21 protein-coding genes are annotated in these 25,560 nt (G+C 65.4%); 11 read left to right on the top strand and 10 right to left on the bottom strand.

What is annotated here, in order from left to right; translation table 11 throughout:
- Positions 1-2: 2 nt before the first annotated feature.
- Complete coding sequence (locus IT430_08805) at positions 3-821, top strand: hypothetical protein (protein ID MCC6908024.1); 819 nt, start codon at positions 3-5, stop codon at positions 819-821.
- A gap of 202 nt (positions 822-1,023) precedes the next feature.
- Positions 1,024-2,415: a UDP-glucose/GDP-mannose dehydrogenase family protein gene (locus tag IT430_08800; GenBank protein MCC6908023.1), complete on the top strand. Its 1,392-nt coding sequence runs from the start codon at positions 1,024-1,026 to the stop codon at positions 2,413-2,415.
- A 25-nt stretch (positions 2,416-2,440) separates the two neighbouring features.
- On the opposite strand, the gene IT430_08795 is transcribed toward IT430_08800, so the two are convergent.
- Positions 2,441-3,433, bottom strand: a complete 993-nt coding sequence (locus tag IT430_08795) for an NAD-dependent epimerase/dehydratase family protein (GenBank protein MCC6908022.1) — start codon at positions 3,431-3,433, stop codon at positions 2,441-2,443.
- A gap of 196 nt (positions 3,434-3,629) precedes the next feature.
- Between IT430_08795 and IT430_08790 the strand changes: the two genes are divergently transcribed.
- Positions 3,630-5,228 carry an adenylyltransferase/cytidyltransferase family protein gene (locus IT430_08790; protein MCC6908021.1) on the top strand — a complete coding sequence of 533 codons (1,599 nt, stop codon included), beginning with the start codon at positions 3,630-3,632 and terminating at the stop codon, positions 5,226-5,228.
- Between the two features lie 20 nt (positions 5,229-5,248).
- Here IT430_08790 and IT430_08785 read toward each other — a convergent pair whose 3' ends face one another.
- Positions 5,249-5,581: a DUF5615 family PIN-like protein gene (locus IT430_08785; protein ID MCC6908020.1), complete on the bottom strand. Its 333-nt coding sequence runs from the start codon at positions 5,579-5,581 to the stop codon at positions 5,249-5,251.
- A gap of 49 nt (positions 5,582-5,630) precedes the next feature.
- A complete protein-coding gene (locus IT430_08780) occupies positions 5,631-5,882 on the bottom strand; it encodes a DUF433 domain-containing protein (protein ID MCC6908019.1) in 252 nt (83 codons plus the stop codon).
- Positions 5,883-6,032: 150 nt separating this feature from the next.
- On the opposite strand from IT430_08780, the gene IT430_08775 reads away from it, so the two are divergent.
- The 4 genes from IT430_08775 (at position 6,033) to IT430_08760 (ending at position 10,712) form a co-directional block, all read left to right on the top strand.
- Positions 6,033-7,160 carry an aminopeptidase gene (locus IT430_08775; protein ID MCC6908018.1) on the top strand — a complete coding sequence of 376 codons (1,128 nt, stop codon included), beginning with the start codon at positions 6,033-6,035 and terminating at the stop codon, positions 7,158-7,160.
- Positions 7,161-7,330: 170 nt separating this feature from the next.
- Entirely contained in the window at positions 7,331-8,818 is a 1,488-nt protein-coding gene (locus IT430_08770) for a VCBS repeat-containing protein (protein ID MCC6908017.1), read from the top strand.
- Between the two features lie 69 nt (positions 8,819-8,887).
- Entirely contained in the window at positions 8,888-9,874 is a 987-nt protein-coding gene (locus IT430_08765) for a hypothetical protein (protein MCC6908016.1), read from the top strand.
- A gap of 64 nt (positions 9,875-9,938) precedes the next feature.
- A complete protein-coding gene (locus IT430_08760; GenBank protein MCC6908015.1) occupies positions 9,939-10,712 on the top strand; it encodes an acetolactate decarboxylase in 774 nt (257 codons plus the stop codon).
- Positions 10,713-10,771: 59 nt separating this feature from the next.
- On the opposite strand, the gene IT430_08755 is transcribed toward IT430_08760, so the two are convergent.
- Positions 10,772-11,737: an SDR family oxidoreductase gene (locus IT430_08755; GenBank protein ID MCC6908014.1), complete on the bottom strand. Its 966-nt coding sequence runs from the start codon at positions 11,735-11,737 to the stop codon at positions 10,772-10,774.
- Positions 11,738-11,992: 255 nt separating this feature from the next.
- Between IT430_08755 and IT430_08750 the strand changes: the two genes are divergently transcribed.
- A complete protein-coding gene (locus tag IT430_08750) occupies positions 11,993-12,472 on the top strand; it encodes an SRPBCC family protein (GenBank protein MCC6908013.1) in 480 nt (159 codons plus the stop codon).
- A gap of 89 nt (positions 12,473-12,561) precedes the next feature.
- On the opposite strand, the gene IT430_08745 is transcribed toward IT430_08750, so the two are convergent.
- Entirely contained in the window at positions 12,562-12,711 is a 150-nt protein-coding gene (locus IT430_08745) for a hypothetical protein (protein MCC6908012.1), read from the bottom strand.
- A 555-nt stretch (positions 12,712-13,266) separates the two neighbouring features.
- Between IT430_08745 and IT430_08740 the strand changes: the two genes are divergently transcribed.
- A complete protein-coding gene (locus IT430_08740) occupies positions 13,267-14,778 on the top strand; it encodes a hypothetical protein (GenBank protein ID MCC6908011.1) in 1,512 nt (503 codons plus the stop codon).
- Positions 14,779-14,880: 102 nt separating this feature from the next.
- Here the strand turns inward: IT430_08740 and IT430_08735 are convergent, their stop codons facing one another.
- Entirely contained in the window at positions 14,881-16,887 is a 2,007-nt protein-coding gene (locus tag IT430_08735) for a sulfatase-like hydrolase/transferase (protein MCC6908010.1), read from the bottom strand.
- Positions 16,888-17,237: 350 nt separating this feature from the next.
- Here IT430_08735 and clpB point away from each other — a divergent pair, with 350 nt between their 5' ends.
- Entirely contained in the window at positions 17,238-19,847 is a 2,610-nt protein-coding gene (clpB, locus tag IT430_08730; protein ID MCC6908009.1) for an ATP-dependent chaperone ClpB, read from the top strand.
- 128 nt (positions 19,848-19,975) lie between these two features.
- Positions 19,976-21,199: a methyltransferase domain-containing protein gene (locus IT430_08725; GenBank protein MCC6908008.1), complete on the top strand. Its 1,224-nt coding sequence runs from the start codon at positions 19,976-19,978 to the stop codon at positions 21,197-21,199.
- A 12-nt stretch (positions 21,200-21,211) separates the two neighbouring features.
- On the opposite strand, the gene IT430_08720 is transcribed toward IT430_08725, so the two are convergent.
- The 4 genes from IT430_08720 to IT430_08705 all read right to left on the bottom strand — a co-directional run bounded on the left by IT430_08720 (position 21,212) and on the right by IT430_08705 (position 25,539).
- Positions 21,212-22,156 carry a septum formation initiator family protein gene (locus IT430_08720; protein MCC6908007.1) on the bottom strand — a complete coding sequence of 315 codons (945 nt, stop codon included), beginning with the start codon at positions 22,154-22,156 and terminating at the stop codon, positions 21,212-21,214.
- A 152-nt stretch (positions 22,157-22,308) separates the two neighbouring features.
- A complete protein-coding gene (locus IT430_08715; protein ID MCC6908006.1) occupies positions 22,309-22,806 on the bottom strand; it encodes a PEGA domain-containing protein in 498 nt (165 codons plus the stop codon).
- A 66-nt stretch (positions 22,807-22,872) separates the two neighbouring features.
- Entirely contained in the window at positions 22,873-24,384 is a 1,512-nt protein-coding gene (locus IT430_08710; GenBank protein MCC6908005.1) for a carboxypeptidase M32, read from the bottom strand.
- 90 nt (positions 24,385-24,474) lie between these two features.
- Positions 24,475-25,539, bottom strand: a complete 1,065-nt coding sequence (locus IT430_08705) for a hypothetical protein (GenBank protein MCC6908004.1) — start codon at positions 25,537-25,539, stop codon at positions 24,475-24,477.
- Between the last annotated feature and the right edge of the window lie 21 nt (positions 25,540-25,560).

Below are 25,560 nucleotides of genomic sequence, written 5' to 3'. Positions count from 1 at the left end.
TCATGCTGACGCTGTTCTCCATTCCCAAGCCGTTCCGCGATCACATCGACGTGATTCAGCGCAACGCGATCCGATCGTGGACGCTGCTGGGAGATGATGTGCGCGTCGTGCTCTTCGGCGATGACGAGGGCACGGCCGAGGCGGCGCGCGAGTCTGGCATCGCGCATGTGCCGCGCGTGAAGCGCAACGAGTACGGCACGCCGCTGTTGGACGATCTCTTTGCGCAGGCGCGGGCCGCGGCCGACACGACGCACCTGTGCTACGTGAACGCCGACGTCATTCTGATGTCCGACTTTGCTGAGGCGGCCCGCCGGGCGATACGCGCCAAGAAGCGCCTGCTCATGGTTGGGCAGCGCACCGACTTTGACCAGCGCGATCCGATCGACTTCGACGGCGACTGGGAAGCGCCGCTGCGCCGCGCCGCAGCCGAACGCGGCGTGCTGCACCGGCCCACGGGCATTGACTACTTTCTCTATCACCGCGACATCTGGGGGCGGGTGCCGCCCTTTGCCATCGGCCGATTCTCGTGGGACAACTGGCTCATTCACCGGGCGCGACAACTGCAGGTGCCGGTGATCGACGCGACCGCCTGCGTCACCGCCGTGCACCAGAACCACGACTACGGGCACGCGCGCGGCGGCGCCAAGGGCGCCCGCAGCGGACCCGAGGCGAAGGAGAACTTCCGACTCGCCGGCGGTCGCGAACTCTCCCTGACCATCTGGGACAGCACGCACGTGCTCACGCCGGCGGGGCTCGAGCGACGCCAGTTTGATGCCGCGCTCGGCGGCGGCATCTGGTCGTACCGCCGCGCGGTGGGGTGAGTGAAACGCACCGGGGCATCGAGGCACCAAGGCATCCAGTTAGCCGCGACGCGGAGGCTCTGCGCAGCGGAGCGCTCCGGCCGAAGGCACCCGCCACTGGGACGCCAGTTTTTGCAGTCGGGGACGCCGCTTCGACGATGAAGCCGGACGGTGATGCTGCGCGCACGGATCGCGCGCGGCCACGGAACGGGAAGGACCCCTCATGCACGAACCGACCATCAACAGCATCGCGGTCATTGGGCTGGGCAAACTCGGCTCGCCGATCGCCGCCTGCCTCGCCGCCGCCGGCTACACCGTCATCGGCGTGGACACCGACCCGGCCAAGGTCGAAGCGATCAACGCCGGCCGTGCGCCCGTCAACGAAACTGATCTTGAAGCCATGATCGGCCGCAGCGGAGGCCGCCTCAGCGCGACGACGGAGATCGACCGCGCCGTGGGGCAGGCGGATGCAACACTGGTCATGGTGCCTACGCCCAGCGATCCGGATGGCCGGTTCTCACTCAAGTTTGTCCTCGGCGCGATCCGTTCGATTGGCCGGGCTCTGCGCAGCCGGCGCGGCTACCACCTCGTGAGCATCTGCTCCACCGTCATGCCCGGCGCCACCGGAGGCGAGATCCGCGAAGTGCTCGAACTCACCTCCGGCCAGCGCGTCGGCGACGCCCTGGGCCTGTGCTACAGCCCCGAGTTCATCGCGCTGGGCAGCGTCATCCGCGACTACCTCCATCCCGACATGGTGCTCATCGGGCAATCGGATCCGCGGGCCGGGGCGGCGCTCGAGCGCCTCTACCGCAGGGTGTGCCGCAACGAGCCAGTCGTGCAGCGGATGGGTTTCATCAATGCCGAACTGACCAAGATCGCGGTCAATTCGTACATCACGACCAAAATCACGTTTGCGAACATGATCGCGGGCATCTGCCAGAACCTGCCAGGTGCCGATGTGGATGTGGTGACGGGCGCGCTGGGCTGCGACAGCCGCATCGGCCGCAAATACCTCAAGGGCGCGGTGGGCTACGGCGGGCCGTGCTTCCCGCGCGACAACGTCGCTTTGGCGCGCGCTGCCGAACTGGCCGCTGCGGGGGCTGACCTGGCGCGCAGCGTCGATCAGACGAACCGGGCCGAAGTGCGCCGCCTGGCCGATCTCGTTCGCACTCACCTGACCGATTCGCAGCACACCGTTGGCGTGCTGGGCCTGTCGTACAAGCCGCACACCGAAGTCATCGAGCAGTCGCAGGGGTTGCTGCTCACGCAGATGCTCGCGGCCGAGGGTGTGCCGGTGATTGCGCACGATCCCGCGGCGCTGCCCAACGCCCGGGCGGCGCTTGGAGACGCGGTGCGCTTCGTCGATGCGCTGCACGAGTGCCTCGCCGCCGCCGACGTGCTGGTGATCGCCACGCCGTGGCCGGAGTATGCGGCGATCAATCGGGCCATGCTCGCAGGCGCGGGCCAGCGGCGCCGGATTATCGACTGCTGGCGCTGCATCAGCGACCCCACGCTGCGTGAAAGCGCCGACTACATCGCCATCGGCATCGGCCCGCGCGAACCGGGTGTGCTGCTGGACGTCAAAGTCAACGCGGCGTCACTGCAGGTGGCGTAGCTGTCCTGGCGCCGAGGTGTGAGTTCTACGCTGCCGCGGTGCGGACACCGGCGATTTTCATAGACTTGGCCACTTCGCCTTCGATCCACTCGTAGGTCTTTGCGAGGCCTTCTTCGAGGTCGATCGTCGGCTCCCAGTGGAGCACGCGGCGAAGTTTCGAGTTGTCCGAGTTGCGGCCGCGCACGCCCATCGGTCCGTCGATGTGCCTGATGCGGATGTCGATGCCCGCGATCGACGCGATGAGCAGCGCGAGGTCGTTGATGGAAATGAGCCGATCCGAGCCGAGGTTGAGCGGCTCGCCGCAGTCTGACTGCATGATGCGATAGATGCCTTCCACGCAGTCGTCGATGTAGCAGAACGATCGCGTCTGCTCGCCGTCGCCCCAGAGTTCGATTTCGTGGTTGCCGGTGAGCTTGGCAATCGCGATCTTGCGGCTCAGCGCGGCGGGGGCTTTTTCGCGGCCGCCTTCCCACGTGCCCAGCGGGCCGTAGATGTTGTGGAAGCGGGCCACGCGCGTCGGCAGGCCGTAGTCGCCGGTGTAGTGCTCGCAGAGTTTTTCGGTGGTCAACTTCTCCCAGCCGTAGGCGTCCTGCGGCTGTGCGGGGTAGGCGTGCTCTTCGGCCAGCGGCGTGACGTTCGTCTCGGTCTGGCGATACTCCGGGTAGACGCACGCGGACGAGGTGTAGAAGTAGCGCGACACGCCATTGGCCCGCGCGGCCTCGATGGTGTGCAGGTTGATGAGCAGGTTGTTGCTGAGGATTTCGGCGTGGTGGCAGGAGATGAAGCCCATGCCGCCCATGTCGGCCGCCAGCGCGTAGACCTCATCGACGTCGCGCGTGGCCTTGAGGCAGTCATCCCACCGGCGCAGGTCGCAGATCTGGAAGTCATCCGCGTCGGTACGGCTGAACTCCGGGTACTTGAGGTCGGCCCCGCGCACCCAGTGCCCCTGTTCGCGGAGGAAAGTGACGAGGTAGTGCCCGATGAAGCCGCCGGCTCCGGTAACGAGAATGCGCGTCATGTGAGGCTCCGAATCTGCAGAATCGTCTGGTGCTTGCGAGCGGGAAAGTCGTTCTCCGCCCGTGCGGTGTTATCGGCTATTGCCAGGGCGGACATGCGAATTCCATTGGCGACTTGAGCGCGCCGCGCGCGAAGCCGCAAGCGGCGGGTCTGCGAAACTGCATCCTCCGCCCGGCGCGGGCCGATAACAGACGGCAATGGCCCCGTCCGCCTCGTCTCAGAGCAAAGTCCTCAGCCTGCCCACGCTGCTGGCCCGCTGCCGCGAAGCGCGCGAACAGGGCCGGCAGATCGTCCACTGCCACGGCTGTTTCGATCTCGTCCACCCCGGGCACGTGCGGCACCTCGAGTTCGCCGCCCGGCTCGGCGACATCCTCCTCGTCACCATCTCCGGCGACGGGATGATCGACAAGGGCACCGGCCGGCCGCTGATCCCCGAACGCCTCCGCGCTGAGAATCTCGCCGCGCTCAACTGCGTCGACTGGGTCTACATCGATCCGCATCCGACCGCGCTGGAAGTGATCAACCAGGTCAAGCCCGATGTTTATCTCAAAGGGCGCGAGTACGAGAGCAACCGCGACCCGCGCTTCTTGGCTGAGCGCGAGGCCGTCGAGAGCCACGGCGGGCGCGTCGTCTTCTCGAGCGGCGACATCGTCTTCAGTTCGAGCGCGCTCATCGCAGCACTGACGAACAACCACGATCCGATCGATCGAGCCCTGGAGCAACTCAGCGAAGTCAACGACCTGCGGCCGTCGACGCTCGAAGGAATTGTGGACCAGTTCTCGGGCAAGCGCATCGTGGTCATCGGCGAGCCGATCATCGACCGCTATGTCCACTGCGAGCGGCCGGAGGTGGCGTCGGAGAGCCCGGTAATGACGCTGCGGCCGCTGCAGAGCCAGACATTCGACGGCGGGGCGGCGATCATCTGCCGGCACATCGCTTCGCTCGGCGGGCAGGCGGAACTGGTTACTGCGCTTCCGCACCGCGATGATGCGGCTGTGCTCTTCGTCGAGCGGCTCCGGGCCCAGGGCATCGCCGTGCGCAGCATCGAGAGCGATCAGAGCATCACCGAAAAGCAGCGCTACCTCGTCGGCGCGCAGAAGGTCATGAAGGTGGACCTCGGCCGGCCCATGACCATCGACGAGCGCGGCCGATCGCAGTTCGTCCGGCTCGCGCTAGAAGCGGCGACACAGGATGGCGGCGTCGATGGCGTCATCTTCGCCGACTTCGGTCAGGGGCTACTCACGCCTGCGACGCTTGACCGGCTGATTCAGCAACTGCGCCCGCGCGTGCGCATCATGGCCGGCGACGTGTCGGGCAAGCGCGCCAGCCTGCTGCGCCTGCAGCAGATGGATCTGGTGTGCCCGACGGAAGATGAACTGCGCGAAGCGATGAGCGATTTTGCCGACGGCCTGGGCGCCGTCGTGTGGCGCTGGCTTGAGCGCACGAACGTGCAGTCGGCGCTGGTGACGATGGGGGCTGAGGGCGTGATCGCGTTTTCGCGTCGCAGCGCCGGCCAGCCGCGCCTGGCTGATCTGCCCGCGCGGCTCAAGAGCGATCACATTCCCGGCCTCGGTCCCATCGGCATCGATCCGCTCGGTTGCGGCGATGCGATGCTCTCGACGGCGACGCTGGCGCTGTGCGCCGGTGGTGATCTCGTGCAGGCGGGTTATCTCGGCAGCCTCGCCGCGTCGATCGAGTCGCGGCAACTGGGCAACGTCCCCGTCGGCGCCGCGGGCCTGCGGGCCGAGTGGCAGCGCCTCGCCGCGCGGCACCTGCTCATCGCCTCGGCGGTGTAAAGCCGCGTGCGGCGTTGGGCTCAGCCGAGCCTTCTCACGCGAACGCGAACACTCTCCGCTTGGCGAACCGCAACCAGTACGAACGGTGGCTGCAGTTCGAAATCACCGGCAAGTATGAACCGCAGCGTTTCGATGGTACTTTTTGGATCGATGTGCCCCGGTCGTAGAAACACGATGCCCACGACCGGACGGAAACCTGCTACGGCGATCGTGCCGAAGTCGGCGTCATGCGTGAGCACTACGCGGTTCTCTTCGAACGCGCGCTGAAGTATGATGTCATCGCCGGCACTCCTGAGCGACTCATCGTCGAAGACCGTCAGCACATCGAAGCCGCCGTCGCGCAGGAACGCCACAACTTCGGAATGGATGTTCTCGTCTGCGAGCAGCTGAATCGTCGGAGCATCACGACGCCTTGGCGGCGGACTGAGTGACGACTTCGTTTTCCAGGAACCTCGCCGCGTAGAGCACCGCTTCGCTTACGTCATCCACGGTGAGCTGCGGGTAAGCGCGAACCACATCCTCTCGACCGGCGCCGCTCGCGATCAATTCGAGAATGAACTCGACACTGAGGCGCGTTCCACGGATGCAGGGCTTGCCGCGGAGCACGGCAGGGTCCGAGACGATTCGCGGAAAGGCTGCGGGCAAATCGACCATGGCCAATCCTAGGCCCGGCGAGTCTGGTAGCCTCCGATTCGCCGGACGCGATCCCCTGCGCAGAGCCTTTGGGTCGCGGCTAAACAGCGCGCATATCCTGACGCTTCGACAGCCCTCGCCGCGCTCGCCGCTTATCAAGGGAGAAAAGCCATGCTCGCCGACCCTCGCTACACCCGACTCGCCGACCTGCTCATCAACTTCTCGACCGACCTGCACAAGGGCGAGCACATCCTCATCGAGGCCTTCGACCTGCCCGAGGAGATGATCATCGCGTCCATCCGCGCCGCCCGGCGGCGCGGCGGGCACCCGCACGTGGCCATCCGCAACGGCCGCATCATGCGCGAACTCAACCGCACGGCCGGCGACGAACAGCTCACAACCTGGGCCGGCTACGACCGCAACCGCATGGAGAAGATGGCGGCGTATCTCGGCCTGCGAGGCTCGCAGAACGTCAGCGAAGCCTCCGACATCGACGACGACCAGATGAAGAAGGTCGGCAGGCTGTACGCCAAGCCCGTGCACTTTGAGCAGCGCGTCAACCACACGCGCTGGTGCGTGCTCCGCTGGCCCACGCCGAGCATGGCGCAACTTGCCCAGATGAGCACGGAGCAGTTTGAAGACTTCTATTTCGACGTGTGTACGCTCGACTATTCGCGCATGGAATCGGCCTGCCTGAAGCTGCGCGACCGCATGAACCGAACTGACAAGGTCCATCTCAAGGGGCCGGGCGAGACGGATCTGAAGTTCTCGATCAAGGACATTCCCGCCATTCCCTGCTGCGGCCGGCGCAACATTCCGGACGGCGAGTGCTTCACCGCGCCGGTGCGCGATAGCATCAACGGCGTCATCCAGTACAACTGCGCCACGCTCTACAACGGCCTGACGTTCGACAACATCCGCCTCACTTTCGAGAAGGGCAAGGTGGTCGACGCCAGGGCCCGCGACAAGACCGCCAAGCTGAATTCGATCCTCGACACCGATGACGGCGCGCGATACGTCGGGGAATTCGCCATCGGCTTCAACCCGTACATCATGCATCCAATGAAGGACATTCTCTTTGATGAGAAGATCTCCGGCTCGATCCACCTCACGCCCGGCCGGTGCTACGACGAAGCGAGCAACGGCAACTCGTCGGAGATCCACTGGGACATGGTGATGATCCAGCGGCCCGATTACGGCGGCGGCACGATTGCCTTCGACGGCGAGGTGATCCGCAAGGACGGCCTGTTTATCGCAGATGATCTCAAGGGGCTCAATCCCGATGCGCTCAAAGGCTGATCGCCGCCCCGGATTGATCAGGGAAACCGCCCCGTTTCGGCGCTGCATGGCCGCGCCATGCGCTGATTGAGAGGCGCCGGCGTGCGGCGATGCAAGGCGGCGGCAATCGCGGCGTTAACATTCCGGCAGATGGTGCTGCGTTGCGCGCCGGCTGCTGTGGAGTGAACGCCATGATCCGCAAACCGATTCCATTCGCCGCGATCAACCACGAGCCCGTGCATCTCGTCGCTTGCCTGCTGCTGATTGCCGCGCCGGCGCTCGGACAGACGCCGCACATCTCGTTCGAGCCGATGGTTTCGTACGAGGCCTCCAACAGCGAGCCGCGCCGCATCCAGAGCGATGACTTCAATCGCGACGGACATCTCGACGCCGTCGTGTCGATGTGGGGCACCGACAGCAGCCCGGGCCTCATCACCGTTCTCTTCGGCGATGGATCGGGCGCGCTCGTCGATAACACCGACTTCGGTAACACGCTCCACTGGTGGGGTCTGGCCTCGGGCGATTTTAATCGCGACCAGCATCGCGACATCGTCGGCACCGTCGGGGGCAACGCGGATACAGCGGTGCACGTCTATCGCGGCAGCGGCGGCGGCGCGTTCGCGTTGATGGCCAGCCTCACCGCCGGCCGCTTTCCCGTCGCTGCCGTTGCCGGAGACTGGAACGGCGATGGCATGGATGACCTCGTCATTGCCAACAACGTCACGCACGGCGCCACGGTCTTTCTCGGCCACGGCGACGGCACCTTCGAGCCCGCGGCGCACATTCCCGCCGCGGCCGGCCTGCTCGCCACTGACATGTGCAAGGGAGATTTCAACCGCGACGGCAAGGCAGATCTGGCCATCTCGCACTACTCCGGCGTGACGGTGCTGCAGGGTGACGGCGCCGGCCAGTTCACCGTGTACGCGAGCACCGGCGGCTCGGCGCTCAAACATGCCGTCGCAGCCGGCGACATCAACGGCGACGGGATCGATGACGTCGTCACGGCCGAGCAGTACAACAACCGCATCATCGTGTGCATCAGCAACGGCGTAAACGGCTTCTCGAGCAACACGCCTTACGCCACCGGCGGCACGGTGTCGGGCGTCGCGGCGACCGATCTCAACCGCGACGGGTACATCGATGTCTGCGTCGCCACCGGCGACAGCACCGGGGCGGAGGTGTTCCTCAACGCCGGCGACGGCAGCGGCGCGCTCATGCCGCGCGTCGAGTTTGCCGCCGGCCCGCAGCCGACGGGCATCGTCGCGGCGGATCTGAATGAAGATGGCTTCGACGACCTGCTCATCACCTGCCGCAACTTTGGTGACACACCCTCGATCTCCGTGCTGCTGCAGGTGCCGCAGCTGGCGCTGGCGGTGGACGCCACTTGCCCCGATGGCGGCGCGATGATGATCACCTGGTGCGGCGCCACGCCCAACGCGCAGGTCGGGCTCATCTTCGCCGCGGAACTCGGGTCATACGTCATCCGGCCCGGCAGCCCGTGCGCCGGCACAGTTCTGGGTCTGGGCGCATCGCAACTGCGCGTGGCCTATCGCGGCGCCGCCGGACCGCGCGGCACGCGGACGATTAGCGCCAGCGTCGGACCGAGCGCGTGCGGCGGCTACCTGCAGTTGTTAGACGCCGCCACGTGCACGACGAGCAGCGTGGCAACGATCCGGTGAGGCGCGGCGAATAGGTTTGTGAAGCCGAAGCGGGCGGCGCGCCGAGGCGCCGGGGTACAATCGCCCACGATGACTGAAGCGCTTGCCCGGCACACTGGCGTGGCGGCCGACGCGGCACCTGCAGCCCCGCCGCCGGTCGTCGTCGTCAAGTCCCAGTCCGGTTCCACGACGCTCGCTTACTCCAACAACCTCGTCGGCGGCATCCGCATGGCTGGCTTCGTGCTCGCCGGAATGACCGGAGGCGTGATGCTGGTGCACTGGGTGCGCGGCTCCGGCATCACTCCGAGCGTGGTTGGGATCATTGTCGCGCAGTCCGCCTTTTTTGCACTGCTCGTGATTCCCGGCATGATCCGGCGCCGCCGCCAATGGCGCGAGGATTGGCGCATTCACACCCAGACGCCGCTCGACCCTGATGATCGCTCATCCGTGGTGCGCGGGGCGCTGCTGGAAGTCGGCGGGCTGTGCCGGTACCACTGGCTCACCGGCCGCGCCGATCAGCGCTGGCGGCATCGGTTCCAGGAACTGCTGCGAAGCGCCGGCCTCCCGCCGGCGCTGGTCATTCTCCAACACGAGGTGAGCAACCCGGTCCAGGCGATTCCGCTGGACGACGCCTTTGTCGAGCCGGAGCGGATGCTCGGCGGCATGTCGCGCCGGTCTCGGCAATACTGGATCCAGGTTGTATTCGTCTTGTTCTTTCTGTGGTTGATGATCAGTAGCGCCATGCGCGGCGACTTCATCGTCACGGCCTGCCTGGCCGTCGGGGTGGCGGCGTTTGGCGTGCAACTTCTCCGAGCCCACGGCGTGCATGTTTCCGAAGCGCGGGCGCCCGTGCTGGGCATGGGTGTCTACTCCGACTGGAAGGGTCGGCGCTGGAGCATTCTCGACTCCACCGTCTACATCTACTCAATGCGCGTCGGCCTCAACGACATGGTCGCCGCCGAACTCGTCGGGCCGGAGGGGCACACGATCGTGCCGTTCCAAGGCCTCGACGATCCAGCCCTGAAGATGTTCTGGCAGCGCTGGATGCACCCGCATCCCCGGCCGGATCTGGTGTGACGGCGCGCAGCAGGATCTTCGCGCGATCGTGCAACGTGGATGGTTTCAGCGGAGTATGACACGCATGAACAATCTCGCCTCCAGCGCTCCCTCGCCTTCGCTTTTGCTCTTCCGGTTTTGCAGTGCTGTCTGCATCCTCGCAGCCGCGGCCGTGCCTGGCGGCTGCACGACCCGCACCACCAGCGTGGCGCAATACGGCGCCATGCGGCAGGTCATGCGCGAAGGACAGACCGAGCCTCGCATCCGCCTGACGGATGCCGTCGCCGCGCCGCATGCCTATGGCGTGGGCGCGCTGGAAGGCCTGACGGGCGAAGTCACGATCGTGGATGGATCGGTCTGGGTCGCCCGGGTGGCGCATGAAGGCGTGGATGTGAGCGGGCCGGCGCCGCTCGCACACGATCAGGCCACGCTTCTGACGCTGGCGCATATTGCCAGCTGGGAGTCGGTTCCAGTGACAACGACCATCGAAGGAGCCGCGCTCGAGTCGTCCATCAAAGCCGCGGCGCGCGACATGGGAATCGACACGAGCAAGCCGTTTCCGTTTGTGATCGAAGGCGATGCGATCCGCGTCGATCTGCACGTCGTCAACGGCTATTGCCCCAGCGCGGTTGATCCGGCGACGATCGACGCCCAGCCGTGGGTCTGGTCGAGCCCGGCGCCGGGGCGGGCGGTCATCGTCGGCTTCTACGCGCCCGACGCAGCCGGCGTCATGACGCACCACGCCACCGCAGTGCATCTGCACGCCGTTGTCGACATTGACGGGCGGACGGTTGCAGGGCACGTCGATGAAGCCGCTGCGGGCGCGGGCGCGGTGCTGCGCTTGCCTTCGGCTCGTTGAACGATGCGTCGTGCGGCGGCCTGCGCAATGGGCCCCCGACCTTCACTGCCGGCTCGCCCTCACCCGTTGGGCGTCGGCACGCGGAACTGCGCCAGGTCCACGCCCTTGAAGTACTCGATGGTTTTGCCGAGTCCTTCGCGCAACTGAATCTTTGGCTCCCAGCCAAGCTTGTCCTTCGCCAGATCGATCACCGGCTGACGCTGCGTCGGGTCATCCGCAGGCAGGTCCTCGTAGATGATCTTCGAGCGCGTGCCCGTCATCTCGACCACCATCTCGGCGAGTTGTTTGATGGTGAACTCGTTTGGGTTGCCGAGGTTGACCGGGCCGATGAAATCATCCGGCCCGTTCATCATGCGGATGATGCCCTCGACGAGGTCATCGACGTAGCAGAACGACCGCGTCTGGCTTCCGTCGCCGTAGATGGTGATGTCCTCGCCGGTGAGCGCCTGGCGGATGAAGTTGGACACCACGCGGCCGTCATAGGGATGCATGCGCGGCCCGTATGTATTGAAGATGCGGATGACGCGGATGTTCAGGCCGTTGGATCGGTGGTAATCGAAGCAGAGCGTTTCGGCGGCGCGCTTGCCTTCGTCGTAGCAGGCGCGCGGCCCGATGGGATTGACGTTGCCGCGATACGACTCGGGCTGCGGGTGCACCTCCGGGTCGCCGTAGACCTCGCTCGTCGAAGCGTGCAGCACCTTGGCGCGGGTGCGCTTGGCCATGCCCAGCACGTTGATGATCCCGATCACGCTGGTCTTCATTGTCTTGATCGGGTTCCACTGGTAGTGGATCGGGCTGGCCGGGCAGGCCATGTTGTAGATCTCATCGACCTCAAGCCAGATGGGGTGGGTGACGTCGTGGCGGATGAGTTCGAAGTTGGGCTTGCCCAGCAGATGGGAGATGTTGATCTTCTGGCTGGTGAAGAAGTTGTCGAGACAGATGACGTCGTGGCCCTGGGCGACGAGCCGGTCGCACAGGTGCGAGCCGAGAAACCCGGCTCCGCCGGTGATGAGAATGCGTTTCATCTTCGAGATCGACACGGTGTGGCTCCGGATGGCAGTGACGGAACGCGATTCATGCAGCCTGTGGCGCAACATTCGGCCGCGCAGATCTCAGCGAGCCCGTTCAACATCGGGCGGAAGCAGTTCGCGATTGACAACAGTAGGCGGCCGACGCCGCGATCGGGTGAGGCCGGGCCTCGACCAAGTCCCCGGCGGGACTCCCGCGAGCCGTCTTCGCCGCGCCGCCTAGGGTTCTGCTCCCACGCGGTTGAGGTCTCCGTGCGAATTGAGGTCAGGACAATAATCGACGCTCCGCGCGAAGTGTGCTTCGACCTGGCGCGCGACATCGACTTTCACCTCGCCTCGATGGGCGATACTGGTGAGCGCGCGGTCGGCGGTGTCACTTCGGGCCTCATCGGGATGGGAGAGGCCGTCACTTGGGAAGCGCGGCACTTGGGCATTCGTCAGCGCCTCACGGTGCGCATTACCGAGTTCGATCCGCCGCGGCTCTTTCGTGATCGCCAGGTTCGCGGGCCATTCCGTTCGTTCGACCACCTCCACCAGTTTGACGCCATCGAGGGCGGGACGCTCATGATCGATGTGCTCGATTTCGCTGCGCCGGTCTGGCTGATCGGGCCGGTGATTGACCGGCTGGTGCTGGCGCGGCATCTGCGGCGACTCCTCACGGGGCGCGGCGAGGCGCTGCGAATCGAGGCTCAGCGGCGGCACCACACGCAATCGGCCGGCGCCAACGTCTGATGCAGCCCCTCATCGGCGGACGGCTCGTCCGCCCGGGCCGCGCGTGCATGCGGCTCGGTTTCGCTTCGGCCACGGCTTCGCCGGTCGGCTCAGTCAATCGTCAGGCGCAGAGCCGCGATGTTCATCAGGAACACCCGCTGATCTCCCCCGAGGTTGGGCACAACTTCGGCGATGAGCACCACCCCGTCGTTCGTCCACGGGCGATCGTGCCGTTCCTGCACCAGGTCCAGGAGATCCACGGTGTGGCTCCAATGAGGCGGACTGGCGGCGGCCGGCGCTCTTTTCTGGGTCCGCATCGGCCAGATCGGTCAGTTGGACAAGTACAGTAGGCCGGGGCAGGTGGGGCCGGAGCGAACTTTCAAGCAAGTGCTCCGCCCCTCAGCGGCGGCCGCATTCGGCGTGGAAATCTGCTCGGCGGCCGTCGTGGCCAGCGTTGATCTCCTGATCAAGGAGCGGCGCACCGCGCGTCGCCCATGGGGATTTGACACCGGTTTTGCCGCCTGAAGAACTGGCGCAACATTTTACATCGCAAGACCTTGTGGAGAAAATCGCGATGATTTCCCCCCGGTTCGAGTGGGAATTCTCGGGATTGGGGATGGACAGCTCTCCGCAAATGCGTCATACTCCACGAGCGGGTGTTGCTCGTTTCAACTTTTGACGGGCGACCCTTCACTGAAGTCCACCTCAACAGAAGGGGAAGGTGCCGAATGAAGAGCCACACAGGAATGGTTGAACGCAAGTCATCAGTCGCTGAGCAAGGACGGATCCGTTGGTGCACGTTGGGAGCGACGGCAATGCTCGCCTGCGTGGGCTTTGGCCAGGTGGCCCTGGCCCAGTGCGAGCGAGTCCGCCTGCAGGCGCCCGATGGAGCCGCAGATGATCGACTGGGCAACGACATCCGGATTGAAGGCAATCGCATGGTCGTCGGAGCACAGCTCGACGATCACTCCGGGTTTGTTGACGCCGGAGCGGCGTACGTCTACGTGCGAAGCGGCAACAACTGGGTTTATGAAGACAAGTTGATCGCCAACAGCCCGCACGACGGAGATCGGTTCGGCTGGTCAGTTGACATCAGCGGCGATCTGATTGTCGTAGGCGCGCGTGATGACAGCGAGTTCGGCACGCAATCAGGAGCCGTGTACGTCTTCCGTCGCAACAACTCTGACTGGGTGCAGGAGGCCCGACTGTTCGCGGGTGATCCGGAGGAGTTTGCTCAGTTTGGTTCGTCCGTCGCCATTGACGGCGATGGGATTCTCGTGGGCGCTCCCAAGGAGAACTTGCAGCACGGAGCCGCGTATGTCTTCCGGCGAGAAGGCAACGCATGGTCTCAGGAGGCGAAGCTCGGATCAGAGTTCGGCGGTGAGGGCGGCGATCAGGTCGGCTATGCCGTGGCCCTCGATGGACACGTCGCCATGCTCGGCGCCCCCCAGGTCGAGGACCCCGGCCAGCCCGGCAACCATGGCGTGGTCTTTGTGCACCGGCGCGTCAACGGCGTGTGGACCTTTGAGCAGAAGCTCCGCTCCACAGACCTCCTGGACTTCGAAGATTTCGGCAACGCCGTCGATGTGCAAGGTGATCGCGCTCTCATCGGAAAGTGGCACGACGCCGCCAATGGTGCGAACTCCGGATCAGCGTATGTCTTTGAGTACAACGGACAGGCGTGGGTGCAAACGCAGAAGTTGTTGCCATTTGACGGCGAGGCCGAGCAACTGTTCGGCGTCGACCTGGGCCTCGATGGCGACAACCTCGTCATTGGTGCTCGCGGGGATAATGAACTGGGCACGCAGGCGGGGGCGGCGTACCTGTTCAGCCGGTCAGGTGGGGTGTGGTTGTTCAACGGTAAACTGCACGCATCCGACAGTGCCCCGGAGGACCTCTACGGCAATTCGACGGATATTTCGGCAGACGTAGTCGCCGTCGGTTCTCCCCGTCATGATTCCGGCCGGGGGATGGTGTATGTCAACGAGATCGGAGACTGCAATCCGACGTTGACCGTGGACGCCACGTGTCCGGACGGTGGACCGATCCGCGTGAGTTGGGAGAACGCCACGCCAAACAGCCAGGTGGCCATCCTCTTTGCCGTCGCGACCGGAGCTTTTGTGATTCCCAACGGCTATGCGTGCGAAGGCACGCGGCTGGGCCTTGGCTGGCAGGGCATCCACCTGGTCCATGGGACTTCATTCGGGTCGGGAGCGGATGGCAGCCGCACGCTGTTCTCGAACACGACCGCGGAGGCCTGCGGCGGTTATCTGCAGTTGCTTGATCTGGCGACCTGCCGTGTCAGCAACACCGCCCGAGTCGAATAGGACCTGCGGCACGAGTCTGTATGTACGCACAAAGTCCTGCGAGGTCAAGTTTCGGATTTACTTGAGCTCGCAGGACTTATTTTCTGCTCCGATCTGCTGCAACTACCGCAGTGTCACACGGATCGCCGCGATGTTCATCAGGAAGACGCGCTGGTCGCCGTGCAGGCCGGGAACGACGTCGGCGATGAGGACCACGCCATCATTGCTCGATGGTCCGGCGTGCCAGGAGCGAACCTGATTGACCAGCGCTTCGCTGCGGCCGAGGCTCAGCGGAGTGCCGAGTGTCAGCGGCACGCCAAACTGCTTGCTGCCTGGCGGATTGGGAATGATGTGCGGCGGCAGGTCCACCAGGCCCAATTCCGTTTGCGAGTCAAACGCTTCGTTGATGTCGGACCAACTGGTCTGCCCCGACGACGACCACGACCCCGTCATCGGATAGATGCGGATCACGCCCGTGTCGGTCTCATCCGGCTCGGTCGATTCGCGCGCAAAGCCGAAGGCGATCTGCGCCGAGATGATGTCATCGACCGACTTGCCCTGCGGCAGCAACGACTCGAGCCGCTCGATATGGAACTTGATGAGCACGCGCGATTCGCGGGCATCGCTCTGCTCGGGGTGGTAGGTGCCCAGAGTCAGCGTGGAGGTGCCCCGGTTATTCTCCTCGTCGATCCACATGACGTCCTTGACGGGGATGTCAACCTGCGTGGACAGCCGCTCGCTCATGGCGCAGGGCCAATAGTCCACGAGTTGATCGCGCATGGCGAGGTACTCGGCGCGCTCGCTCCCGTTCATGCCAGAGCGGACGAGGTTGTCGCGCTCGTCTGGATCGGCATCGAGGTCGTAGAACTCGTCGGTCGAAAGCGGGGCCAGGGCCGGCCCGCCGCCGCGCGCGATGAGTTTGTACCGGCCGTTGGTCAGCGCCACGCGGGACCGCGATGGGTCATCCGGCTGGCCGTCGAACGACATGCTCAGCGTACGAGCCGGGCCGGTGGGCGAATACCCGATGCGGTCGGCAAAGCTCCGGCTGTCGCGCGGCGCGTCGCCGCGCGCGCCCAGCGACACGTCTGCGACGTCGGCAATCGTCTCGAAGAGGTCCGAAGCGCTGACGGGGCGGTCCTCCGCCCGGCCGTCGTGCGAAACATCTTCACCGAACACGAAGAGCGGCACACGGATGCCGGGTTCGTACAGGCTGCCCTTGGCCCGCTGGCCGTGCACAGATACCGGGGGGGGCGTGCCGTTGTCGCCCATGAAGAAAACAACGGTGTTGCTGCTCTCGCGATAGCGGCCGCGACTGTCTACGACATCAAGTTCCTGAAGCAGGCGCAGCAACTCCGTGTCGAGTGCTTCAACCACGGCCCGGTAGCGGTTGCGGTCGGTGTCATTGTCGTAGTAGCGTTCACCGCTGGGCAGCAGCCGCTCATCGGTCTTCCACCACGGCCTCGGCTCGCGCCCTGAGGGGTCCTCTCGCTGGTGCGCGTCGATCGACCAGAAGAACAGGGCGTACGGATCGTCGGGACGCGCCCGATGCAGCACGGCATCCACCGCCTGATCGACCGAGAGGCTGATATGTTCGTCGCCGACTTCCAGCGGGTCGTCGAGCAGCAGCGTGTCCTCGTAGTGGTAGAACACGTCGAAGCCCTGTTCCTGCGGCAGAATGCCCACGCCCTGGTCCCAGCCGAGGTGCCATTTGTCGATCAGAATCGTGTTGTAACTCTCAGCCCGGAGGGCCTCGGCGAGGGTGGTCTCCTGAGGCTGCAGAGAAAGCGCCTGGCGAATAGATGGCGTCGTCTCCGGCCAGATCACACCGACAACACCCGTGCGAAGCGCCTCGCGGCCGCTCATCAGCGCCGCCCGGGTGGGCGAGCAGTTGGGGTAGGAGCGGGCGCTGGTGAACGACCGCCCATTGGCCGCCCACTGGGCGAGGTTGGGCGTGTGGCAGTTGAGGGCATTGTCCCAGTGCGGGCCCTCGATGGCTTCGGTGCCCACATCATCAGCCAGAATAAAGATGATGTTGGGTCGGTCCGCGAACGAAGCACCCGCTGCGACCAACAGCGATGCCGCAGCCGTGGCCTCAAATCGGCAAAAAAGCGATGTCAGACCCCACTTCATGACGCCCGTCCTTTCCATTGTTCCACCACGATCCGCTCGCCGCCAGCGCGCCCCCGACGCTGCAGGATACAGAATACGTCAGACCGGCGTGAGTGCTGCGGAGTTTCCGTTTTCTATGTCTCTTTCTGCGTTAATTCTTGCGTGCCCGGTCACCCAGCCGGCCGAGTCTGCCTGCAGCGCCAGCCTGCCAGTTCGACAGCCTTACTCGGCCGGTGCGTCCAATCTGCAGCCAGCGGCCGGGAAAGCCCCGTCGGCTCCCTGAAAAGCGGCCTTTACCCGACTTCCGCCCGGTCCCGGACTTGCTTAGATCTTTGGGGCGACGACGTCCGCCGCGCATGAGGGAGTTGCACATGAGGATGGATCGATTTACCGTGTTGGCCCAGCAGGTGCTTGCCGATGCCCAGCAACTGGCGTTGAGCATGCAGCACGCCGAACTCCGCCCGCTGCACCTGCTGGCCGCGATGCTTGAGACCGATGGCCAGAGCGGCCGGTCCATCGCCCACTCCATTATCGAACGTACGGCCGCCGACCCGGACCGGATTGCGGAGATCGCGCGCGGCGAACTGCGCCGCCTGCCGACGGTCTCGGGCGCCCAGCCTTCGGCCGCCTCGGACACCATCGCCGTGCTCAACAAGGCCGACGCCGAAGCCAAGGCGCTGGGCGACTCCTACGTCTCCACCGAGCACCTGCTGCTGGCGCTGGCCGACGTCAAGTCCGACGCCAAGGAAGTGCTCTCCGTCAACGCCGTCAAGCGCGATGTCCTGCTCAAGGCCATCAAGGCGATGCGGCAGGCCTCGGGCGTGTCCAACGTCCACGACCCTGGCGCTGAGAGCCAGTACGAAGCGCTCAAGAAGTACGCCATCGACCTCAACGAAAAGGCCCAGGAAGGCAAGCTCGATCCCGTCATCGGGCGCGACGAGGAGATCCGCCGCTGCATGCAGGTGCTCAGCCGCCGCACCAAGAACAATCCGGTGCTCATCGGCGAGCCGGGCGTGGGCAAGACGGCCATCGCAGAGGGCCTGGCCCAGCGCATCGTCAACGGCGACTGCCCCGCGTCGCTCAAGCAGTCGCGCATTGTCGCGCTCGACGTCGGCGCGCTCCTTGCCGGGGCGAAGTACCGCGGCGAGTTCGAGGAGCGCCTCAAAGCGGTCCTGCGCGAAGTTGCGGCGAGCAACGGGCAGATCATTCTCTTCATCGACGAACTGCACACCATCGTCGGCGCCGGTGCCGCCGAAGGCGCTGTCTCGGCCGGGAACATGCTCAAGCCCGCGCTGGCGCGGGGCGAACTCCGCTGCATCGGCGCCACGACTCTTGATGAGTACCGCAAGTACATCGAGAAGGATGCCGCCTTCGAGCGCCGCTTCCAGCCCGTATTCGTCGGCGAGCCGAGCCTCGAAGACACCATCGCCATCCTGCGCGGCCTCAAGTCGCGTTACGAAGCCCACCACGGCGTGCGCATCACCGACCCGGCGCTCATCTCCACGGCCACGCTCAGCCACCGTTACATCGCCGACCGCTTCCTGCCCGACAAGGCCATCGACCTGCTCGACGAAGCCTCGGCTCGCCTGCGCATCGAAAACGACTCGATGCCCAGCGAACTCGACGAACTCCGCCGCGAGATCATGCGCCTGGAAATCGAACGCGAAGCGCTCAAGCAGGAGTCCGACGAAGCCTCGCGCAAACAACTCGACGCGGTGCAGAAGGAACTGGCCGAACTGAGCGAGAAGAGTTCTTCGCTCTTCGCCCAGTGGGAAGCACAGAAGAAGGAACTCGACACCGTCAAGGCGATGAAAGAAAAGATCGAGGCCAAGCACACCGAACTCGAACAGGCCCAGCGCCTCGGCGATCTCGAGCGTGCCGCCCGCATTCAGTACGGCGAACTGCGCGAGCTTGAGAAGAACGTGCAAGTCGCCGAGGCCGAGTTGCGCAAGCGCCAGGCATCGGGCGCGATGATGGTGAGCGAAGAAGTCACGCCCGAGCACATCGCCGAGATCGTGAGCAAGTGGACGGGCATTCCCGTTTCCAAACTCGTGCAGGGCGAGAAGGAAAAACTCGTTCACATGGAGGAGTACCTCGGCCGCCGCATGGTGGGCCAGGACGAAGCGGTTCGTGCCGTGAGCGACGCCGTGCGCCGCAGCCGCGCTGGCCTGGGCGATCCGCGCCGGCCCATCGGCTCATTCCTCTTCCTCGGCCCGACGGGCGTGGGCAAGACCGAACTGTGCAAGGTCCTCGCTGAGTATCTCTTCGATACCGAAGACGCGATGGTGCGCATCGACATGAGCGAGTTCATGGAGAAGCACTCCGTGGCCCGCCTCATCGGCGCGCCGCCCGGATACGTGGGCTACGAAGAGGGCGGCCGCCTCACCGAGGCCGTGCGCCGCCGGCCGTATTGCGTCATCCTGCTCGACGAGATCGAGAAGGCGCACCCCGACGTGTACAACGTGCTGCTGCAGGTGCTCGATGATGGCCGACTGACCGACGGCCATGGCCGCACGGTGGACTTCAAGAACACCATCGTGGTAATGACGAGCAACATCGGCAGTCAGCATCTTCAGGAACTCGCCTCGCGCCAGGCTCCCGAATGGGAGATCGAGGCCGCCGTCAAGGATGAACTCAAGCGCACGCTCCGGCCGGAGCTGCTCAACCGCATCGACGAGACGATTGTCTTCCACCAACTGACCAGGGAAGAGATCAGAGAGATCGTGCACATCCAGGTCAACCTGCTCCGCAGGCGCCTGGCCGAACGCGAGATCCACGTTGAACTCACGGATGCGGCGATCGACGCGATTGCCGACCTCGGCTACGACCCGGTGTACGGCGCCCGCCCGCTCAAGCGCGTGATCCAGCAGCAGATCGAAAACGCCCTGGCGTCGCGCCTGCTCGCCGGCGAATTCGGCCCCGGCGACCAGGTCGAAATCGACTATCAGGGGCGGTCGTTCGTGTTCGCCAAGGCCGCATAGCGCGCATTCTCAAGGGCTGTGTCATCGACTCTACCGCGGCCGGCCCGGCGCGTCCGCTCCTTGTGTCGCATTCGCAACAAGTCACGCGCGGTTCATGAGTCTCGCGATGCGCAGCCGATAGCGGTGCTATGTCTACCGCCTCGCTCGCAGCCGCTCACGCCACCCAACCTGCTGCCTTGTGCTGGCAGATCGACGTTGATCCGGCTTGGCGCGCGGTCGTCATCAGCCGCGCCGGCTTCGACGAATCTGCGATCACTCCACACGACTGGCGCGATCGATTCGCGATGTATCTGCGCGACCTGCCTCATCTTGGCATCGTCGGCGCCAAGCGCATCCGCGCTGATCGCCAACTCGTGTCGATGGGTGAGTTCATCATTCATCCCAAGGGTTGTCACAGCCTTGGACACGGCCTGTCCGCTGATGCCTTCCGGTTTCCGGAAGAAGTCGATGCCATCGCCGCCGGATTGGTCGCCGTGGAGCGCGATCTATGGAACGCGGTCGGCGGACTCGACCACTCGCTGGGCGAACTCGCCCTGCTCGATCTTTCATTGCGCATTCGCAAGATAGGCCGGCGCTGCCTCTGTGTGCCCGATGTGATCGTTGAAGATCCGGCGACCCTGCCGAACCAGTCTGCACACGACGCGGAGTTCGCCCGGCGCTGGGGGTTCGATCGGCGCTCGCCCGATCTCGACGTGGTCCGGCAGCGCTACGCCGGCACTGGATTGCTATGGAATCCGCGGTGGTGGGGGGCGGCGCTTCCGTTTGAAAAGTACGACCAGCGACCGGCCCTGCACTGGAAGAGTTATGCCGAGGTCGAACCCTTCCGCCAGCGGGCCGATCACCTCGTGAAGATCATCTGCAGCCTCACGCCCACCGGCCCGGCCGTCGATCTCGGTTGCGGCGACGGGCTGTATGCCCACCTGCTCGCAAAACAGGGCGTCGAAGTCATCGGTCTGGACCCCGAGGCCAGCGCGATTGACCAGGCGCATCAGGCCACGGCGGCGCAGACGTATCCCGGCGCTCGGCCCCGCTTCGAGCGGATCAGCGCCGGCCCGCTTCCGCTGGCCGACGCCGCGGCGCAGACGCTGTTCATGCTCGACGTTATCGAGCACCTGCCCAATCCGACCGCGGTGTTGCGCGAAGCGGCGCGGATCATCAAGCCCGGCGGGCACCTTATCGTCTCGACGCCGGCGTGGCAGTTCGGCGGCTGCTCCGATCCGACCTATCACGTCACGGAATACACCATGGCCGAACTCGAACGGCAGATCGAGGCCGTCACAGTCATGCGCATCGCTAACCGCGCGCAGATCACGGGCATCTACCGCGACATCATCGCCATCGCGCGCAAATAGACTGGCGCCGGCTCAGCCATCCGCGGGAGGCGGCGAGTTGGGCTGCATCGGCTGCGCTTCGGCCGGCGGCACATCAGGCGGCGGCGACGTGGGATCGTCGTAGAGCACCCACGCTGAGTAGCGCTTGAACGGGCGATTGGCCGCCATGGTCACGACCGAGGTGAACGGATAGGGCGTGCCCGGCTTGGCGCCATCGACGCGGACCGTTGTGGTGCCGATCTGCGCCCCGGTTGCGTCGTAGAAGGCCAGCGCCACGGAGAGATTGCGCTCTTCCGTTCCGGCGTGGATGACGCTGCCCGAGACCGTCATCTCGTTGTAGAGGATTTCCTCATCGCGATCGACATACCAGAAGTCGATGAGCGGGCTGTAGCGGATTTCTTCGCGCGTTTCGGTCCGGTAGGAGTAGCCCATCTCGCCGACGAAGACGCGATCGCCCACGCGCGTGTAACCGGCCCGCCGGAGGACGTCGATGCGCTTGGCGAGCACGGTGTCTTCTTCCGAAGTGGCGCCGCTGCGCTGGCGCAGTCGCTCTTCGCGCTCCTGCTGCTGGCGGAGTTTTTCGGCCTCGCGCCGGGCCTGGGCCTCGGCGGCCTGACGGGCCCGCTCCTCGCGCTCGGCCTTTTCGCGGAAGAAGGTGTACTGCTCGTAGTTCTCGGCGTACTCCTCGTGATCGCGGATGAAGTTCTGCAGTTCATCGCGCTGCTTTTCGATGCGGGCGGTGTCGAGTTTGACTCGCGCGACTTCGGCGGCGAGGCGCTGGTTTTCGGCGACGAGCCGCTGATTCTCGGCGGCGAGCTTGGCGTTGATGTCGATGAGTTCCTCAATCGCCCGCTTGGCGGTCACCTCGACAGGCGGCGGCGGCGATTCGACCGGCTCCTGCGCGCCGGCAATGGCCGCGGCGGCCAGCGCCCCTGCGATGCTCAGCGCCAACATCCTCTTGATTCCCTGCAACGTCATGGTCGTGCTCCTCGCAGTGCGCGTTCTCGCCCAAGGCGTCCGGGCCCGCTGGACGGGCCGGCCGCTCTCCAAAGACTAGACGACTCGAAAGGCGTGGATATTCGGCTTTTTGCAGGCCGGCGGCGCTTTGGCAGAAAATGCGGCGTTACGCCTCAGCCGCCGCTCTCTTCGGGCGCCGCTTCGGGTGGGGCGGACGCCGGCTGGGATGCCTCTGCCGGCTGCGACGCCTCGGCTGGCGGCCCCATCTCCTGGTGCATGCGCGAGCGCAGTTGTCGGGCCCGGTCGATCATCGCCGCTTCGTCATCCTGCACCGGCAGCAGCGTAAAGTGCCAGTCGACCTGGCTTCGCAAGCGCACGGGCAGCAGGTCGGCTACCAGATCGGGGCCGGGCAGGTCGTAGAGCGGCGGAGAAGCCTCGGCCGGGCCCATGTAGGGCTCGTAGCCGTCCTTGATCACGCGGACGTCATAGGTGCCGTAGTGCAGAAACGCGGTCTCGCAGGGCGTGCGGCCGACTTCTTCATCGTTGACGTACACCAGCGCGCCCTCGGGTTCGGAGGTGATGCGGATGGTGCGCTCGACGCAGCCGGAAGTGAGAACGGCAGTCAGCGCCGCCATCCCCGATCGCATCAGACTCATCCACGCCGTGTGCATCGCGCAATCATACTCCCCGGGTGGTGCAGCCGCGACCGGCGCGTCCGGCGCGGCGCCGCAACCCGTTCACGCCAGTCCATAGAGCGGGCGCAGTTTGCCTTCGAGGTGCCGCATGAGCGGGTCGGCGCTGAGCGGCTTGCCCGTGATGCGCTGGCACAGTTCGCTCGCCGAGTAGCGCCGGCCGTGCTGGTGGATGTTGTCGGTGAGCCACTGCCGCAGCGGCTCGAACTCGCCCTCGCGATACATCGCGTCGAGGTCGCCGAGTTGCTCGCGCGCGGCTTCGAAGAACTGGCACGCATAGAGGTTGCCCAGCGTGTAGGTCGGGAAGTAGCCGATCAGGCCGAACGACCAGTGCACATCCTGCAGGCAGCCGTTGCTGTCCTTGTCTACTTCGATGCCGAGGTAGTCCTTGAAGCGCCTGTTCCACTCGCGCGGCACGTCCTTGCTGCTCAGTTCGCCTTTGATCAGCGCCCGCTCGAGTTCGAAGCGCAGCATGATGTGCAGGTTGTAGGTGGCTTCATCGGCCTCGACGCGGATGTAACTGGGCTGGACGATGTTCTGAGCCGCGTACACGGAATCGACCGTCTGCCCTTCCATGAGTTCAGGCATGAGGTTCTTGGCGTGCGGCAGGCACCACTCCCAGAAGGCTCGGCTGCGGCCGACGAGATTCTCCCAGCCGCGCGACTGGCTCTCGTGAATACCGAGGCTGACCGCGCTGCCGCATGGCGTGCCGAACGCCTCTTTGGGCAGGTTCTGCTCGTAGATGCCGTGGCCCGATTCGTGCATCGTCGAACTCAGCGCATCCATCACGTTGTTGGCGTGGAAGCGCGTGGTCATGCGGCAGTCGCCCGGCCCGAGTCCCGAGCAGAACGGGTGAGCCGACACATCAAGCCGGCCGTCTTCGAAGCGGAAGCCGATTCCGGAGGCGACGAAGCGCACGAACGCCTCCTGCTGGGCGCGGGGCACGTCGGTCGTGTGGATGGTGTTGTCGGGCTGCGGGCCGCTGTTGGCGATGTCATGGATCAGCGCCGTGAGCCGCGTGCGCAGCGGGGCGAAGATCTTCTCGATCTGCGCCGCGGTTGCGCCGGGCTCGTAGCCTTCGAGCAGCGCGTCGTAGGGTTCGCCGCCCTCGGGCCAGCCGTAGTACTTGGCGCTCTTGCGCGTCAAGTCGATCATCTTCTCGAGATGCGACGCAAAGATCGAGAAGTCCGATTCCTTGCGGGCCTTCTGCCACGCCTGCTGCGCCAGCGAGCGCGAGCGGCTGAGTTCCTCGACGTGTTCCTTTGGCAGTTTGCGGGCCCGGTCGAAGTCGCGCTTCCATTCGCGCACGTTGGCGAACTCGACGGAATCCTTCGGGATCTCTTCGCCGGCGCACTGCTCGAGCAGTTCGCCGACTTCCTTGCTCGTGGCGCGCTCGTGGATGAGGCCTGAAAGCAGGGCGCACTGTTCGGAGCGGAGTTTGGCTCCGCCGGAGGGCATGAGCGTCTCCTGGTCCCAGTGGACGAGTTCATCGACGCTGCCCAGCAGGGCGGTCTGCCGCTGGAGGGTGACGAGCTTTTCATAGGCTTTGCTGGCCATGGCGCAGGTTTCTCCCGATCAATAGCGATCTTCAGGGCCATTGTGTTGTACAGATCGGGATGATAGCCGTTGAGGCTGCGGCGCGCTGCTTCAGGGCCCGTCGTCGGCCGGGTCAACGGCCGGGTTGCCCGCTGGCTCTGGCGCGGCCGGCTCGGCGCCCAGTTGCCTGGCCAAAGCCTCCACTTCCGGCGCCGCCGCATCGAGCCGCTGGGCAAACGCCAGCCACGACAGCGCCTCGTCGTGATCGCCCGCGAGTTCAAAGAACCGGGCTGCGGCGACGGCGCTGCTGAGCGATTCGGGCCAGCGGTTGAGATACTCCACGTGCGTTTCGGCGGCCTTGCGCGGCATGAGCAGCATGCCCCAGCACTGGGCGATCTCATCGACCACTTCCTGCTGGTAGCGCGCCTGCTCGGGCAGAGCTGAGAGCAGCGTGATCGCGGCCTCCGGCTTGGCGCGGCGGCGGAGAATCTTCGCCTCGAGCACCTGCCAGGTCGTAAACTGCGGCGCCAGTTGGCGCGCCTTGGCCAGGTGCTGCTCGGCGAGTTCGAGTTTGTTTTCGATAAACGCGATCTGCGCCAGCCCGCCCCAGGCTTCGTGAATGTCTTTGTCGATGTCGATCACGTGCAGCAGTTCGGCTTGAGCCCTGGCGATTTCGTTCGTTTTGCGATAGAGGCTGGCGAGGTAGAGCGGCGCCTGCACATCCGTGGGCGATAGCCGCCGCGCCTGCTCAAGGTGAATGATCGCCTCGTCCATCCTGTCGAGCCGGGCCGCGATCAGCCCGGCGTTGAAGCGGATGTCGCGGCTGTCCACGCCGAGGTCGATGACCTTCGTGTAGATGGCGTACGCGTCTTCCTGCCGGCCCTGGTGCAGGCGCACCTCGGCCAGTTGCTGCCAGACCTGCGGCTCGTCGGGGAACTCCTTGGCGAGTTTTTCGAGGATCGTCGCGGCCTGCTCATCGTGCTCGGTGTTCACGTACTGCGCTGCGGCTTCGAGCCCGGCCTGAAGCGCCGCGAGGCGCTCGGTCGTCGTGGCCGCGGCCCGCTGCGGATCGTTGAGCACCGGGCGGCCCAGCAGCCACACGCCAAGACCCGAGCCCACGAGCAGCACGACGGCGAGCAGCGCGAGGGTGAAGATGGTGCGTCGATCAGAACTCATGCCAGCCTCTGATTCATCGGC

The sequence above is a fragment of the Phycisphaerales bacterium genome (genome assembly GCA_020852515.1).
Classification (GTDB): Bacteria; Planctomycetota; Phycisphaerae; order Phycisphaerales; family UBA5793; genus UBA5793.
The sequence above is the reverse complement of the archived record's forward strand: the minus strand, read 5'-3'. Positions and strand labels throughout refer to the sequence as shown.